Origin of the sequence: Pseudomonas sp. dw_612 (assembly GCF_018449725.1) — a bacterium.
Lineage (GTDB): Bacteria > Pseudomonadota > Gammaproteobacteria > Pseudomonadales > Pseudomonadaceae > Aquipseudomonas.
The window spans coordinates 317,853-335,018 of sequence record NZ_JAAVVC010000004.1 but is presented as its reverse complement, the minus strand read 5'-3'; the positions used below and the strand labels follow the sequence as shown (position 1 = coordinate 335,018).

At 64.7% G+C, this 17,166-nt stretch carries 4 protein-coding genes; all 4 read left to right on the top strand.

What is annotated here, in order from left to right:
* Window positions 1-22: 22 nt before the first annotated feature.
* The 4 genes from gspE to HB680_RS09035 all read left to right on the top strand — a co-directional run bounded on the left by gspE (window position 23) and on the right by HB680_RS09035 (window position 16,948).
* A complete protein-coding gene (gene gspE / locus HB680_RS09050) occupies window positions 23-1,441 on the top strand; it encodes a type II secretion system ATPase GspE (RefSeq protein ID WP_213938156.1) in 1,419 nt (472 codons plus the stop codon).
* Window positions 1,441-2,652 carry a type II secretion system inner membrane protein GspF gene (gspF, locus tag HB680_RS09045; protein ID WP_213938155.1) on the top strand — a complete coding sequence of 404 codons (1,212 nt, stop codon included), beginning with the start codon at window positions 1,441-1,443 and terminating at the stop codon, window positions 2,650-2,652. Before gspE ends, gspF begins: the two co-directional genes overlap by 1 nt.
* 447 nt (window positions 2,653-3,099) lie before the next feature.
* Window positions 3,100-4,269: a substrate-binding domain-containing protein gene (locus HB680_RS09040; RefSeq protein WP_213938154.1), complete on the top strand. Its 1,170-nt coding sequence runs from the start codon at window positions 3,100-3,102 to the stop codon at window positions 4,267-4,269.
* A 229-nt stretch (window positions 4,270-4,498) separates the two neighbouring features.
* Window positions 4,499-16,948, top strand: a complete 12,450-nt coding sequence (locus tag HB680_RS09035; protein ID WP_213938153.1) for a filamentous haemagglutinin family protein — start codon at window positions 4,499-4,501, stop codon at window positions 16,946-16,948.
* The last annotated feature ends 218 nt before the right edge of the window (window positions 16,949-17,166 follow it).

Genomic DNA, 17,166 nt, shown 5'->3' with positions numbered 1-17,166 from the left:
CGTCGAGCAGGGAGGAATGGTCATGAGCGCTTTGCCCTACGCCTGGGCCAAAGCCCAACGCATCCTCCTGCGCGATGGCGAGGAGGGCGCCGTGTTGACGGTGTGCCCCTCGACCCCCGGCTGGTCGATCAGCGAAGTCCATCGTCAGTTCGGCCCGGCACGGCTGGAGCGGGTGCGCGATGAAGAACTCGACGGTTTGCTCGCCAGTGCCTACGCCGATACCGGCAGCGCGGCAGCGGTGGTCGGGGCGGCGGAGAACGAGGTCGACCTCGACCGCTTGATGCAGGACATCCCGGAAATCACCGACCTGCTGGACACCCAGGACGGCGCGCCGGTGATCCGCATGATCAACGCGTTGCTCACCCAGGCTGCGCGGGACGAGGCCAGCGACATCCACATCGAACCCTATGAAAGCCATTCGGTGGTGCGCTACCGGGTCGATGGCACCCTGCGCGACGTGGTGTCGCCGCGCAAGGCGTTGCACGGCGCACTCGTGTCGCGGATCAAGATCATGGCGCAGCTCGACATCGCCGAAAAACGCCTGCCCCAAGACGGGCGCATCGCCTTGCGCGTGGCCGGGCGACCGATTGATATTCGCGTGTCCACGGTGCCCACCGGCCACGGCGAGCGGGTGGTGATGCGTCTTCTGGACAAACAGGCCGGGCGCCTGCAACTGGAAACCCTCGGCATGGATCCGCAGGTGCTGGCCAAGCTCGATACCTTGATCCGCCAGCCCCACGGCATCGTGCTGGTCACCGGCCCCACCGGCAGTGGCAAAACCACCAGCCTCTATGCGGCGCTGGCGCGACTGGATGCCAGCACGAGTAACATCCTTACCGTCGAAGACCCGGTGGAATACGACTTGCCGGGCATCAGCCAGATCCAGGTCAATGCCAAGATTGACATGACCTTCGCCCTGGCATTGCGGGCGATCCTGCGCCAGGACCCGGACATCATCATGATCGGCGAAATCCGCGACCTCGAAACCGCACAGATCGCCGTGCAGGCGTCGCTCACCGGACACCTGGTGCTGGCAACCCTGCACACCAACGACGCGGTGTCGGCGGTCAACCGCTTGATCGACATGGGCGTCGAGCCGTTTCTGCTGGCCTCGTCAATGCTCGGCGTACTCGCGCAACGGCTGGTGCGACGCCTGTGCAACCAGTGCAAACAGGAAGACCCGGCAACCCCGGGCACCTGGCGCCCGGTCGGCTGTACAGCGTGTAACCACACCGGCTACAGCGGCCGCACCGGTATTCATGAATTGTTCTGCATCGACGATGACATCCGCACCCTGATCCATCAGGGTGCGGGTGAACAGGCGTTGCGCACACAGGCGCGCGAGGCGGGCATGTTCAGCATGCGCGAGGACGGCGAGCGTTGGGTGCGCAGCGGGGCCACCGCGCCGGAAGAAATCCTTCGTGTCACACGGGACGCCTGATGAATCGCTACCGTTTCGAAGCCGCCGACGCCACGGGCAAGATCGAGGCCGGGCACCTGGAAGCCGACAGCCAGAGCGCGGCGTTCGGCGTGTTGCGCAGTCGCGGCTTGACCGCGTTGTTGGTGCAGATTGAAAACAACACGCCGGCCGGGTCGGGCGGTGGCCTGTTCAGTGCCAAGCTCTCGGACAACGACCTGGCCTGGGCCACCCGGCAACTGGCGAGCCTGCTCGGCGCCAGCCTGCCACTGGAGGCGGCGTTGAGCGCCACGGTGGAACAAGCGGAAAAAAAACACATCGCCCAGACCCTGAGCGCGGTGCGCGCCGACGTGCGCAGCGGCATGCGCCTGGCTGAAGCCCTGGCGGCGCGGCCCCGGGATTTTCCGGAAATCTACCGCGCGTTGATTGCCGCAGGGGAAGAGTCCGGCGACCTGGCCCAAGTGATGGAACGCCTGGCCGACTACATCGAAGAACGCAACAACCTGCGGGGCAAGATCCTCACGGCGTTTATCTACCCGGGCGTGGTCGGCCTGGTGTCGATCGCCATCGTAATCTTCCTCCTCAGCTATGTCGTACCCCAGGTGGTCAGCGCGTTTTCCCAGGCCCGCCAGGACTTGCCGGGGCTGACCCTGGCGATGCTCAATGCCAGTGACTTCATTCGCGGCTGGGGCTGGTTGTGTTTCAGCGTCATGGCCGGCAGTTTCTGGGGCTGGCGCCTGTACTTGCGCAACCCGGCGGCGCGCTTGAGCTGGCACAGCCGCATCCTGCGCCTGCCGTTGTTCGGGCGCTTTGTGCTGGGGCTGAACACCGCGCGGTTCGCCTCGACCCTGGCGATTCTCGGCGGCGCCGGAGTGCCGTTATTGCGCGCCCTGGAAGCGGCGCGTCAGACCTTGTCCAACGACCGCTTGAGCCTCAGCGTCAGCGACGCCACAGCCAAGGTCCGCGAAGGGGTCAACCTTGCCGCCGCGTTGCGCGTGGAGAAAGTCTTCCCGCCGGTGCTGATCCACCTGATTGCCAGCGGCGAGAAAACCGGCTCGCTGCCACCGATGCTCGAACGCGCTGCGCAAACCCTGTCCCGGGACATCGAACGCCGGGCCATGGGCATGACCGCGTTGCTTGAACCGCTGATGATCGTGGTCATGGGCGGGGTGGTGCTGGTGATCGTGATGGCGGTGTTGTTGCCGATCATCGAGATCAACCAGTTGGTGCAGTAAAAGCTTCGCGGGCAAGCCTCGCTCCTACAAGGGATCGATGGCGCTCACAAATCCTTTGTAGGAGCGAGGCTTGCCCGCGAAGACGCCCTCAAGAACACCATTTCCTACAAACTTTTTTCCCTCCATCGGAACATCACCCGAGCGATCCTCGGGTTCTCCATCCTGTCATGTTCAACGGCAAATCAACCCCTGCAGCCCACCTCCGTCAGATCTCGCGAAAACCCCGCCCCAGACGCCTGGAATCCAGGTGCAAACACCCGAGAATTTCGCCAGAAATCACGCGCTGGCTCCCGAGGTTTTTTCCTTTATCTGTCACTGGAAGCTGCGAACTTCTAACCCATGGCCTCACCCCGGACGACCTTCAAGGCAAGGCGAGGACTTGAGCGCCATGGCGTCATTAACGAGCACATCACCCCCACGTACGAACACGACGAAAGGAGCTTCTTCATGTTTAAGCGCACTATGATCGCAGCCTCGTTGGCTGTTGCCGCACTGGCCTCGGCCCAATCCATGGCCGCTGTTGTCGGTGGCGGTGCAACCCTGCCGGAAAACCTCTACAACGGTACCTCGACCCTGCCACGCCTGTTGCCAACCGACTTCAGCTACACCGGTGTCGGCAGCGGCGCTGGCAAAACGGCTTTCCTGACCAACGCTCCGGGCTCGATCAACCAGCCTGCCGGTACTCCGGTTGATTTCGCCGGTAGCGACTCGGTGTTGACCGCCACTGAACTGGCCAACTACAACGCCGCCAACGGCGCCACCTTCGGCAAGCTGATCCAGGTGCCAGCCGTGGGCACGTCGGTGACCATTCCGTACAAACGTACCGGCGTGACTACCTTGCAATTGACCGGCACACAGCTGTGCAACGTGTTCTCCGGCACCACGACCACTTGGGGCCAATTGCTGGGCACCGCTGACACCACCGCGATCAAAGTGATCTACCGTTCCGGTTCGAGCGGCACCACTGAACTGCTGTCGCGTTTCCTCAACGATTCGTGCCCGGCCAAGTTCAGCGTCAACGGCACTTTCACCACCGCCAACATCGGTGCCGAGCCTGCCAACTGGCAAGCCGTGGCCACCAGCGGCGACGTGGTTACCGCGGTCAACGCTAACGATGGCGCCATCGGCTACGTCAGCCCTGACTACGTCACCACCACCAGCAACGCTGTGGTTGCCCGCGTCAGCAAAAACGCAATGACTGCCGGCGCTGCACCGCTGCCAACCTTCGCCAACGCCCGTACCGCCTTGGGTACTGCTGTCGCGCCAGCCACGGCGACTGACCGTGCCAACCCACTGAAATGGGTACCGACTTTCGGTAGCAACACGGCTGCCGGCGACACTGCCATTCCAACCGCCGCCAACGCTTACCCAATCGTTGGTTACACCAACTTCCTCGTCGGTCAGTGCTACGCCACCGCCGCCGATGCCACCGCTGTGCGCAACTTCTTCAACGACCTGTACACCGGCGCCAAAGCCACCGTCGTGACCCAGCACTCCTTCGTCAGTCTGCCAGCCGCATTCGCTGCCGAAGTCAAGAAAACCTTCCTGGACAACACCTACGCCGACGGCTTGAACATCGCCAACGTCAGCGTCTGCAACGCTGTTGGTCGTCCATAAGGCAAGCGTCTGAAGTCACTTCGCCAAGGATCGGCGAAGGCAATAACGATCGGCAGCGGCCTGTAGGGCGCTGCCGATTTTTGCGTGGTACGGCGCGGCCTTACCCGACCTATATGAACTTTGCATGACAAGCGTTCGGTCCCGACCGACGCCAACCGCCTTATCCCATATCAGCAGCGCCCGCCGTTGCAGCAACCTGTTTCCGAGAATTGCAAAAGGAAGAGTAGTGATGCCTCGCGGTAAAACCACGCCTGATCTGAATGTCCCTGTGCGCTCGCTGGAGCCCCCCTTGTTGCGCTTGAAACCGCTGGCCCAGGCCATCGCGTTGCTGATGATCGCCGGCAGTGCCGAGGCGGCCACGGCCTTCAGTTCCGGTTGGTTCGCCGCCAAGGGCGCGGCCCAGGCCAGTGGTGCCGCACGCCCCGGCGCCCAGGTGCCTGGCGCGCCGCCGCCATTGGCCCAGCAGCAGCGGGTCAATCAGCAATTGCAGCGTTCGCTGGATAATCTGAACAACACCGTGGCGGCGATTGCCGCGCAACAGGCCGCACAAGCGGCGGGGCGCCAGTTCGCCCTGGGGCAACCCCAGAGCATTCCCAACGGCTTGGGTGAGGGCGGGCTCAAGGTCGATGACAACGCGCTGACCAAGGGCTGGATCAACGCCAACGCGCCGCAGCAGACCCAGGCCGACGGCAAGACCACCGTGCGCATCCAGCAGACCGCCGACAAGGCGATCCTCAACTGGGAGACCTTCAACGTTGGCCGCGACACCACGGTCGAATTCGCTCAACAGTCGAACTGGGCGGTGCTCAACCGCGTCAACGATCCCAACGCCCGCGCCAGCGTGATTGCCGGCCAGATCAACGCGCCGGGCACGGTGCTGCTGGTCAACCGCAACGGCATCCTGTTCAGCGGCAGCAGCCAGGTCAACGTGCGTAACCTGGTGGCCGCCGCTGGCAACATCAGCGATGATCAGTTCAGCAAGAACGGTCTGTACGTCGACCAGAATGGCACCCAGCCGACCTTCAGCGAAGCGTTCGGCAAGGTCGAGGTACAACGGGGCGCCGTGCTGCAAACCCTGCCGGCCGCGTCGTCAACGCAGTCCGGCGGCTATGCCTTGTTGCTCGGCAGCGAGGTGCACAACGACGGCTCGATCATCACGCCCAAAGGCCAGGCAACCCTGGCCGCTGGCGACAGCTTTTACATCCGCCGCGGCGCGGGCACCGAGGGCAACCAGCAATCGACCACGCGCGGCAATGAAGTGGCGACCAGCCTCAAGTCGGGCAGCACGGCGGGTACGGTGATCAACAGCGGCTTTATTCAAGCGGCCACCGGCGACATCACCCTGACCGGGCACCAGATCGAGCAAAACGGCGTGCTGCTGGCCAGTACTTCGGTGGACACTCGCGGCACGATTCACCTGCTCAACGCCGCCAGCGATGCTACCGGCAGCGTTACGCTTGGCCAGGGCAGCGTCAGTACGATCCTGCTGGAGCAGGGCGCGTCGGCGCTGGACAGCCAGCGTCAGGCCGCGATCAATAACCTCAACGGCGTGCTGCCGAACAACGCCACCGGGCGCTTCGACAACCTGAGCAAAGTCAGTGATCGCACCGATCAGTCGCGGGTGGAAATCGTCAGCGGCGGCACCGTGGATTTTGCGGGTGGCTCGATCGTGCTGGCCACCGGCGGCCAGGTCGCGGTCAGCGCCGGCAAGCGCAGCCTGGTGCAGGAGGGCACGATCATCGATGTGTCCGGCGCGGTCGGCGTCAAGGTGGCGATGGAAGCCAACAGCATCAAGGTCAACATCCAGGGCAACGAACAGCGCGATGCGTCGGGCAACCGTGACAAGGGCAGCCTCAATAGCACGGACGTGTGGGTCGATGTGCGGGATCTGGTGCACGTGGCCGCCGGGGTCAACGGCTATGCCACGGACCGTTGGTACACCGCCGGTGGCTTGCTGGAAGTCGGCGGTTACCTCGGCACCCGCAACCACAGCGTCGGCGAATGGATGGCCCAGGGTGGCAGCCTGACCTTTACCGGCAATGACCTGGTGACCCGCCAGGGTTCGCAGATCAACCTGTCCGGCGGCACCCTCGATGTGCAGGGCGGCGTGGTCCAGCAGAGCTGGCTCAAGGGTGCCGACGGTCGCTTGTATGAAGTGTCGAAAGCCCCCGGTGATCTGCTCTACACAGGCGTCTACAAGGGCTATGAAAACCACAGCCAGCGTTGGGGCCAGACCGACTATTTCTACAACCCGCTGATCGCGCCCCGTGAGCGTTACGAAAGTGGCTACAGCGTCGGCCGCGATGCCGGGCAACTGGTGGTCGCGACCAACAACGCCGTGCTTGACGGCGAACTGCTGGGCAAGACCTTCCAGGGCGACCGGCAAACCCAGGCGCCCCAGGCCGGGCTCGACGGTTACCAGCAAACCCAGAACAGCGCCGCCCGTGGCGCGCAGTTGATCGTCGGCAGCTACGTGCCGCGCTATCTGCCAAGTACCGGCACTCTGAATAATCAGTTGGGGGCGGTGCTGGACACGGTCAGCTTCAGCGACGAACAGACGCCGCTCGGTGACACCATCGCGCTGGACGACACGGTGGCCGCCGAACGCAAAGGCCACCTGACGTTGAACAGCCGTGTGCTGAATGACTTCGAACTGGGCGCAATCAAAGTCGCCGCCAAGGACCGGATTGTGGTCGATGGCGCGTTGCAGGTGGCCCCTGGTGGCGACATCACCCTGTACGGCCCAAGCATTGATGTGAACGCCGACCTGATGGCGCGCAGCGGCAGCATCCGCGTAGGCAACGTGCTCAATCAACTGAATCTCGACAAGATCGAAGACACGCAACTGAACGCACCGGCCGGCAGCAAAGCCGCGGTCGTCGTGGCCAAAGGCGTGCAACTGGATGCCAGCGGCTTGTGGCGCAATCAATCGTTGAGTGATGTGCAAAGCGACGGCCTGGCCTATCGCAACGGCGGCACGGTGTCGTTGCGCAGCAGTGGCGACGTGCTGTTGCAACAGGACAGCCGGATCGACGTGTCATCGGGCGCAACCTTGCTCAGCAACAATAAATTGCAGGGTGGTCGCGGTGGCGACATCACCCTGGCAGCGAATGCCAACAGCAGCGATTCCACCGGCCGATTGCTGATCGGTGCCGAGCTGCTGGGGTTCGGCGTCGATGGCGCCGGCACCCTGGATATCCAGGCTGGAAAAGTGCAAATCGGCAGCCCGCCAGCGGCTGTGGACGACGGCTCGCTGATCCTGGCTGCGGACTTTTTCAACAAGGGCTTCGGCCAGTATCGGGTAAGCGGCAACCAAGGCCTGACGGTGCTGGCGGACAGTCAGGTGAATGTCACCCGGCCGGTGTATCGCCTGCGCCCGGACGTGCAGGGCAACGACAGTTCCCAGACCGGGCAGTTGCTGGAAGTGTGGACCCCGGAGCTGTATCAGGAAGACCCGATCAAAGGCGTGCTCAGCCAACGGGCGGGCGCGGATTTAAGCCTGAGCGCCGGTACATTGCTGTCGCCATTGAGCGACCGGCCAAACGTCAGCCTGACCATTGAGAAAGGCGCGGTGCTGAACGTCGATCCGGGCCGCGCATTGAGCCTGGCGAGCATCGGCCAATTGACCGTCAACGGCCAGCTCAACGCCTGGGGTGGCTCGGTGAACCTGGGCCAGATCAACCCGGTGACGATCGCCAATGGCCTCGACGAGGCGGCGCACCAACGCTCGATTCGCCTGGGCAGCAGCGGTGTGATCGATGTGTCGGCGCGGGCAGTGACGGCCCTCGATGCCCAGGGCCGGCGTTACGGTCGGGTGGGCGCGGGCGGCAGTATCGTGATTGGCGGCGAGATCAACGCCGATCAGGGCACGGCCAAGGCGCCGGACCTGTTTGTGGTGTTGGAACAGGGTTCGCGGCTGCTGGCTGACGGTGCCCGGGCTGAGCTGGACATTCGTGACCAAGGCCCGCGCTCGATAGCCAGCGCCGGTGGCAAGATTGCCTTGAGTTCCAACAATGGCCTGGTGCTCGACGGCCAGCTCAGCGCGGCATCCGGTGGCGCAGGCGCGGCGGGAGGCAACTTGTCGGTGGCGCTGGAGACCGGGCTGTACCTCAAGCGCACCATCGACGATGGCGTGCGGGTGCCGCGGGAATTGATCCTGTCGCAGCAACCGGGGGCAAGTGCAGACCCGTCGGCGCCGCTGGCCTACGGTCAAGGGCGGCTGGACGTGGCGCGGATCGTCAACGGCGGTTTCGACAACCTGTCATTGCTGAGTAACGGCATCCTGTCCTTTGACGGCGATGTGAACCTGAGCCTGAAACAAAGCCTGAACCTGTACGCGGGCTCTCTGGCCCTGGCGGAAAACGCCGCACTGGACAGCCGTGTGTCGTTGCAGGCGCCCTACCTGCGCCTGGCCGGCGCGACGGCCACCGGCTCGACCACGGGTTCCGATGCGGCTGTGCGCCCGACGGTGCAGGGCGGCCTGTCCACCCGTGACAGTCAGGCGCAATTGCTGTTGAGCGCGAACCTGCTGGATGTGCGCGACAACGTCACGTTCGGCGCCCACGGCACCCTGGAGCAACATCAGGAAACGGGCTTGCTGGTGGACCGTCGAGGCTTTGCCCTCACCACGTTGCGCAGCGAAGGCGACCTGCGCTTGCTCGGTGCTACCGCCCTCAACGTTTCGGGCTTCACCCAACTGCAAAGCAATGCCGACCTCAGCCTGTTGGCGGCGCAACTGTCTCCGGTCACCGGGGCCAAGACGCGGATTCAGACCACTGCCGATTCCACCCTGACTATCGGCCGCACCACTGACAGCCTGCCCGCCGTTCCGTACTCGGCATTCGGCCAATTGAGCCTGGACGCCGGCACCATCAAGCAGGGCGGGGTGATTCGCGCGCCCCTGGGCAACCTGGCGCTCGGGGTCGACACTGCGCTGGTGCAGAACGTCGAGTTGTTGCCCGGCAGCGTGACCTCGGTCAGCGGCGCGGGTCTGTTGATGCCTTATGGCGGCACCGTCGATGGCTTGACGTACCAGTACAACGGCAAGACCGTCGAGCTCAAAGGCGTGGGCGGTGCCGATGCCAACAGTGTGCTCACCGTGGGCATTGGCTTGACCGGCCAGCACATCGACGTGCAGTCGGGCGCGGTCCTGGATTTGTCCGGCGGCGGCGAGTTGACCGGTGCCGGGTTTATCTCCGGGCGCGGCGGTTCCACCGATGCCCGTTACAACCCGTTGGTCCAGAACGGCGTGGATGGGCGGTTCACCTTGCCCGGCCTGGGCACCAACCCGGTGTACGCCATCGTGCCCGGCGATCCATCGGTTTACGCGCCGCTGGCGGGCGAAAGCGGTGTGCGAGATCCGGCGATCGGCCAGCGCATCACCCTCGATGCCGGGGTACCGGGTTTGCCGGCGGGCACCTACACCTTGATGCCGGCCAGTTATGCCTTGCTGCCCGGCGCGTTCCGGGTCGAACTCAACGGCCTGGCCAGCGCCGGCACCCAGGGCAAGAGCCTGGCCCTGCGCAACGGTTCGTGGGCGACCTCGGGCAGCCTGTCGATTGCCAACACCGGAATTCGCGACCCTCTGTCCAGTCAGTGGATCGTGACGTCGGCGGACGTGCTGCGTCGCTATTCGCAATACAACGAAACCGGTTACGCCGCGTTCGCCAAGGCCGACGCCGCGCTCAAGGGCGTGCCACGACCGATGATCGAAGCGGACGGCAAAACCCTGTTGCTCAACTTCACCGGTCCCGGCACCGACACCGACGCTTTTGCCCAGGCTTTCAACTTCAAGGGCCGGGCCAACTTTGCCCCGGTCGGCGAAGGTTTGGGCGGCAGCGTCGGGGTGCTCGCCCTGGGTGGCAGGCTGGAAGTGGTAGCCGCGGGCAACGCTGCCACGCCGGGCTTCAGCGGTGTGTCGATCCTGGACAGTGAACTCAATGCGCTACAGGCACCGCGACTGGCGATCGGTGGATTGCCGAGCGTGCAATACGGCCAGGGCGGCAATCTGGTGCGACTCGACGGGCGGCTCCAGGACCTTTACCTGCGCCAGGGCTCACAGCTCAAGGCAGGCGAAGTGTTCCTGGTGTCGAACGGGCAAGCCAGCGACGGCATCGTGGTCGAACAAGGGGCGGGGATCAATACCTTGGGGCAGGGCAAGGCGCCGTACGATTCACGTTCGGGGTTCATTTACGATCCGGGTAAGAACGGCGTGTTGGCCGTGTCCAACGGCTGGCTCGACATGTTGCCGCCAACCGCCGAGCCTTCGAGCCTGACCGGGCCGAGTCCGGTGCGCATCGGTCTGTGCACCACGTTGACGTGCACCGGCACCACCGAGCTGTATTCCGACGGTTCCATCACCGTGGCCACCGACAACACCTTCAGCCTCGATGACTCGGTGCGTTTCGGTACCCGCAACCTGGTGTTGGCGGTGGGCGGGGTGAACATCGGTTCGGCCCAAGCCCTGGCGGCCGCGCAGCAACGCAACGCCTTGCCCCAGGGCCTGACGCTCAATCAGCAGGTGCTCGATCGCCTGTTGCGGGGCGACACCGCCAAAGGCGCGCCGGCCCTGGAAAACCTGGTGCTGAACGCTCGGGATTCGGTGAACTTCTACGGCACCGCCGAACTCAGCACCCTCGATCAGAACGGCCAGTCGCGCCTGCAACGGCTGGTGCTCGGCACCCCGGCGATTTACGGCGATGGCGCGGCGGGTGATCGAGCGACGATCCGCACCGGCACCCTCGTCTGGAACGGTGCCAGCTCGACGCCGGTGACCCCGATTGCCCACGGCGCAGGCACCGGCAGCGGTGTGCTCGATATTCAGGTCGGCACCCTGGAATTCGGCTATGGGCCGAGCAGCCAGGCGCACAACAACGACAGCCAACGCCTGGCCCTGGGCTTCAATCAGGTCAATCTCACGGCGACCCAGCGCATCACGGCCAACCACACCGGTGGCCTGAAGGTCTATCAATCCCAAGGCGATTACGTGGCGGGAAGCGGCTTTACCTACAGCGGCGGCGACCTGCGGGTCAGCACGCCGCTGTGGACCGGCGAGGCCGGTTCGGTCAATCGTATCCAGGCCGGGGGCGACATCACGGTGTCCGGCATCGCGGGCCTCAACGCTGGCGCCGTGGATGCTTCAGCCCTGGGCGCGGAACTGGCCCTCGACGGCCAAAACGTGCGGCTCGACAGCACCGTGCGCCTGCCCAGCGGTAAGTTGACCCTGACCAGCAGCGGCGACCTGACCCTTGGCGATGCCGCACAAATCGATATGGCCGGTCGCGAGCTGCTGCTCAACGATGTGCGCAAATACAGCTGGGGCGGCGACCTGATCCTCAAGAGCGCAACCGGCAACATCCGCCAGGCCGCCGGGTCAGTCATCGACTTGAGTGCGCGCAATAACGACGCGGGCCAGTTGAGCGCCTATGCCCTGGATGAAACAGCGGGCCTGGTGGACTTGCAGGGGCAGATCCTCGGCAGTGCCAGCGGTGAGTACAACGCTGGCGGCACGCTGGTGCCTTACTTGGCGGGCGGGGTGGATATTCGTGCGCAGAGCGTCGGTGATTTTGCCGCGCTCAACCAGCGCCTGAATCGTGATCAGGTGTTTGGCTCGCGCAGCTTTCAGCTCAAGCGCGGCGATCTGGTGATCGGCAATGAATTGAAGGCCAACCAAATCAATGTCTCGGTGGACAACGGTAGCCTGACGGTGCTCGGCACGGTGGACGCCAGTGGTCGCAAGGTCGGCAGCATTCGTCTGGCGGGCAAGACCGGTTTGACCCTGGCGAGCACCGCGCTGCTGGATGCCCATGGCACGCAATTGCGGGTCGACAGCTACGGCAAGATCATCGATTCGCCGAACCGCGCGTCCATCGAATTGACCGCGCAGGACGGCCCGTTGGTGTTGGCGCAAGGTGCAAGGATCGACCTGCGCCACGGTACCGATGCGCCGCTGGGCAAGGCCGCCGGGCAAAACGATGGGCGCCAGCGCGGCACCCTCGAACTGAATGCCCGACGTCTGGGCGCGGATGACATCGATATCGATGCCCGGGGGCCGCTGATGATTCAGGGCGCGCGGGACATTACCCTCAATGCCGTGCAGCGCTACACCGACGCGCCGATGGGCAGTGGCAACAACGCCGACGGTCGTCCGTATCAGGTGATCGATCAGGCTTACCTCAATGGCAAACACGCCGAAAGCACTGCGTTCATCGACGCCGCGCTGGTCAACACCGCGTTGGTCCATGGCAAGCTCGCCGGGTTGAATAATGCGACCTACGCCGATGCCTTCCACTTGCGTCCGGGCGTGCAGATCGCCAGTGCCACCGCTGACGGCGACATGGTGATTTCCGGTGACGTCGACCTCTCCGGTTACCGCTACGCCAGCCTTAACCCGCACAGTCAGAAAACCGCTGTCTATGGTTCCGGCGAACCGGGCAGCCTGGTGATTCGTGCCGGGGGCAACCTGGATGTGTTCGGTAGCGTCACCGACGGCTTCATGCCCCCGGACGCAGCGGATGCCGAAGGGCGTACCGATGGCAACGGTTGGTTGCTGATTCCGGGCAAGCAACCGTTCGGCGGCGATGTGGTGGTGCCCCGTGGTGGCGTTGAACTGGCCGACGGCACCCAGTACCCGGCGGGCAGCGTGCTCAACTATGACCTGCCGTTCAAGGCCATGACCCTGAACGCCGGCACTCTGTTGCCGAACGCGCTGGTGCTGGATACCCCGCTGAACCTGGCGGCCGGCACCTTGCTCAACGCCGCCGTGCGTGACGCCAATGGCAACCTGTTATACGCCGCCGGGACGATCCTGCCCGAGGCGGTGACATTGCCAGCCGACACACGTTTGGACGCGGGCAGCCGCTTCAACGTGGCGGTTGCCGTGAAGTCCGGTGTCTGGCCCAAAGGTGTGGCGTTGCCGGACGTCGGCCTGGTGCAATCCGGCGCCAATACCTTGCCGATTGGCGGGGTGATCCCGGCCGAAACCGACGTCAAGTTGGCCGAGGGTACTGACCTGATCGAGTTGCGCCCCAGTGTCAACGGGCAACAGGGTCGCAACTGGGCGGTGGCGACGATGCTGCCGGACGGTTCGTTGTCGTGGTCGATGCGCCTGGTGGCGGGGGCCGATACCGAGGCGGCGGACACCCGCAGCACCCGGGTGACGGGCAGCGAAGGGCATCTGCGTCTGGCGGACGGGCATTACATGGCCAAGCGTGTGGTCACCGGGGATGATCCGGGGACCGGCATGGTGTGGGGGCCGGATAACCCGATCGGGATGGAACCGGGTACGCCGGTCGACCCCGCTGATATCGGGTTTTGTGATGTCGCGGGTTGGTGTGAGCCGGCGCCGCCCAAAGTCGTTTGGGTGTGGGGGCCGGATAACCCGATCGGCATGGAGCCGGGCTCGCCGGTCGATCCTGCGGATATCGATGCCGGGCTCTGTGGCATCCCGGATTGGTGCATCGCCATGCCGGTGCCGTCGGAACCCCAGCGCACCACGGTCACGCCAAGTACCCAGCTTTACAGCGTATTGCGCACCGGTACCGGCGACCTCGACTTGCTCAGCGCCGGCGACTTCAATATGCAGTCGCTGTTCGGTATCTACACGGCGGGCACTCAATCGGCGTCCCTCGTCAGCGATGGTCCTGACCCGTATCAGCAAGCCCGTGGGCACGGCGCCGACGGCACGGTATTGGGCGTCGATGCCAGCGCCTACGAACCCTTGACCCAGGGCGCGGCGTATCAGGCCTGGTACCCGGAGCAGGGCGGTAACCTGCGGTTGAATGCTGGCGGACAATTGCGCGGCGACACCCTCGGGCGCATGGCGGAGACCAATGGCGACGTGCGCCAGCAATTGGCATCCGCGGCAGTGGGCAACTGGTTGTGGCGCCAGGGCGATGGTTCGGCGATTCCGACGGCCTGGTGGATCAACTTCGGCACGTTCATCGGGCAGCCAAGCGGCGACCCGGCGCTGGTGGGCTTCACCGGTATTGGTACGCTGGGCGGTGGCAACCTCGACATCCGCGCGGGCGCGGACGCCGGTTTGTTGGGCTACAGCGGTACGCTGAATGGGGCCGACATCCAGCGCAGCCAGGGTGTCACGCTGGCCGTGGGCAGCACCGGCCGGGTGGCCAGTGACGGCAACCTGGTGTTGACCGGTGGCGGCGACATGCAGGTGCACATCGGTGGCCGGCTCAACCCGTCGGAGGCGGCCCGAGCGGCGGCCAACGACAGGACCACTGACCTTAAAGGCACCTTGGTCAACCTGCGCGGGGCCTTGCAACTTCAGGCCGGTGCCGTGGGTGCGCTGGACCTGACCTATGGCAGCGTGAGTTCGCAACAGGAGCCGAAAGAGTCCCGCGCCTATGACGCCTACACGGCGACCCTGGCCAATGCCCAGGGCGGCGTGAGCGTGGTGGCCGGTGATGCCGGCGTGCGCCTGAACAGTCGCGGCGACCTGGTGCTCGATGGCGTCGGTGACCCTGGCCGTCTGGAGATGCGCAACGCCACCGCTTTCACCGACGCGGACGGTGTCGAGCATGACGGTTTTGGCTACAGCGGCTTCTCGTTGTGGACGCCGAACACCGCCATCGATCTGTTCAGTGCGGGCGGCAACCTGACGCCGTTCTTGAAGAGTGAAATCCAGCCAAGCCTGAACACACCCGCCGTGGGTGGACGCATGTTCTACCCGTCGATCCTGCGCGCGGTGGCGGCCAATGGCAGCCTCTATTACGGTGCTTCGGCATCGGGTCGCAGTGGCAACTCATCGGCTTACTCGCTCATGACTGCGCCGTCGGCCAATGCCGAGCTGCAACTGATTGCCGGCGACTCGATCTACGCCGGCGGTTATGCGGTGACGCAATCCGGCGCCGACCCCGCGAGCATGCCCACGCCGTTCAACCCGGCTTTTGCCGGTACGAATGCCTTCGGCACCGTCCTCTATAGCAATCTCAGCGCGGACGTCTACAAAGAAGCCAACGCTTTCTCGTTGTTCACCTTCGGTGCCAACACCTTTACCCAACAGGCGTGGCCGGCTCGCCAACCCGTGCGTTTTTACGCCATCAACGGCGACATCATCGGCTTACGCACCGGTGAAATTCTGCGCTACCCAGGGTCGGGTAACGAAGTGCGCTACGAGGGCAGTGGCCCATTACGGGTCATGGCCGGGCGCGACATCGTTAATGCGGGCACGCCGTTGGCTACCTTCACCGACGTCCCTGCCAGTATCAATGGCCAGTCGTTTGGGCAGTCCACCGGCAACCTGATCGTGCACAGCCGGGCCGATGACATTTCCGTGGTGTCTGCCGGGCGCGATATTCGCCTGAGCACCTTCAACGTCGCCGGGCCGGGTCTGCTGGAAGTCAGCGCCGGGCGCAACCTGTACGGCGCCGGTTCGGGCGTGGGCCAGGTCTATCAGGAAGGCGGGTTTAACAGCATCGGCAACGTCGATGCGCGCTCTGCGGTGAACGAGGGCGGTGCGTCGATTTCGCTGATCGTCGGTGCCGGCGCCCAAGGGCCGAATTATCAAGGCTTGTTGGCGCGGTATCTGGGGCAGGGGGCGATCAAGAACTACAGCACCGACCTGAATCAGTGGCTGCGCGAGCGCTTCGGATTCAAGGGTGACGACACTCAGGCGCAGGCGTACTTCGCGGCACTGCCGGCCGAGCAACAACGGGTGTTCGCCCGCAAGATTTACTTCGCTGAGTTGAAGGCTGGCGGTCGCGAATACAACACCGTCGGCGCCACCCGCAGCGGCAGTTATGTGCGCGGACGCGAGGCGATTGCCGCGTTGTTCCCGGCGAAGGACGTGGCCGGCAATACCATCAACTACGACGGCGACGTCACGCTCTACGGCGGCGCGGGCATTCACACCGATTTTGGTGGCGACATCCAGGTGCTGACCCCGGGTGGGCGGCAGATCTACGGCATCGAAGGCGCGGCGCCTCCGTCCACGGCGGGGGTGATCACCCAAGGCTCCGGCGACATTCAGCTCTACGCCCAGGACAGCATCCTGCTGGGCCAGAGCCGGATCATGACCACGTTTGGCGGTTCGATTTTCGGCTGGTCGGCCCAGGGTGATATCAACGCCGGGCGCGGCTCGAAAACCACTGTGGTGTATACGCCGCCGAAACGCGTCTACGACACGTGGGGCAATGTGACCCTGTCGCCATCGGTACCCAGCACCGGCGCCGGGATCGCGACTTTGAACCCGATCCCGGAAGTGCCGCCGGGGGACATCGACTTGATCGCGCCGCTGGGCACCATCGATGCCGGCGAGGCGGGGATCCGGGTGTCGGGCAACGTCAACATCGCCGCGCTGACCGTGGTCAACGCCGCGAACATCCAGACCCAGGGCAAATCCTCCGGCGTACCGGTGAGTGCATCGGTGAACACCGGGGCCATCACCTCGGCCAGCTCGGCCGCGACCTCAGCCACCCAAGCGGCGGAAGACGTGGCCCGCCAGCAGCAAGCGGCGGCGAGACAGAACCAGGCCTCGGTGTTTACCGTGCAGGTGCTGAGCTTCGGCTCGGAACAACTGGCCCCGTCCCGGGACGGCGCGAGCCTGGCACCCACCAAGGCCTACAACCCCGACAGCCCGGTGCAAGTCCTGGGCGCCGGGGCACTGGACGACCAGGCGCGGCAGCAATTGACCGAGGAGGAGCGGGGGCAGCTGACCTTGTAGAACGGCAGGTACATCCGATTGTGGGAGCGGGCTTGCTCGCGAATACGGTGTGTCAGGCGACATGAATGTTGACTGTCCGGCCGCTTTCGCGAGCAAGCCCGCTCCCACAGTGGTTTGGGGCGGTACACAGCATTTGCGTACACCGCAGACCCCCTTGTGGGAGCGAGGCCGCTCGCGAAAGCGGTAGATCAGTCACCGATGTTGAATGTGAAACCGCA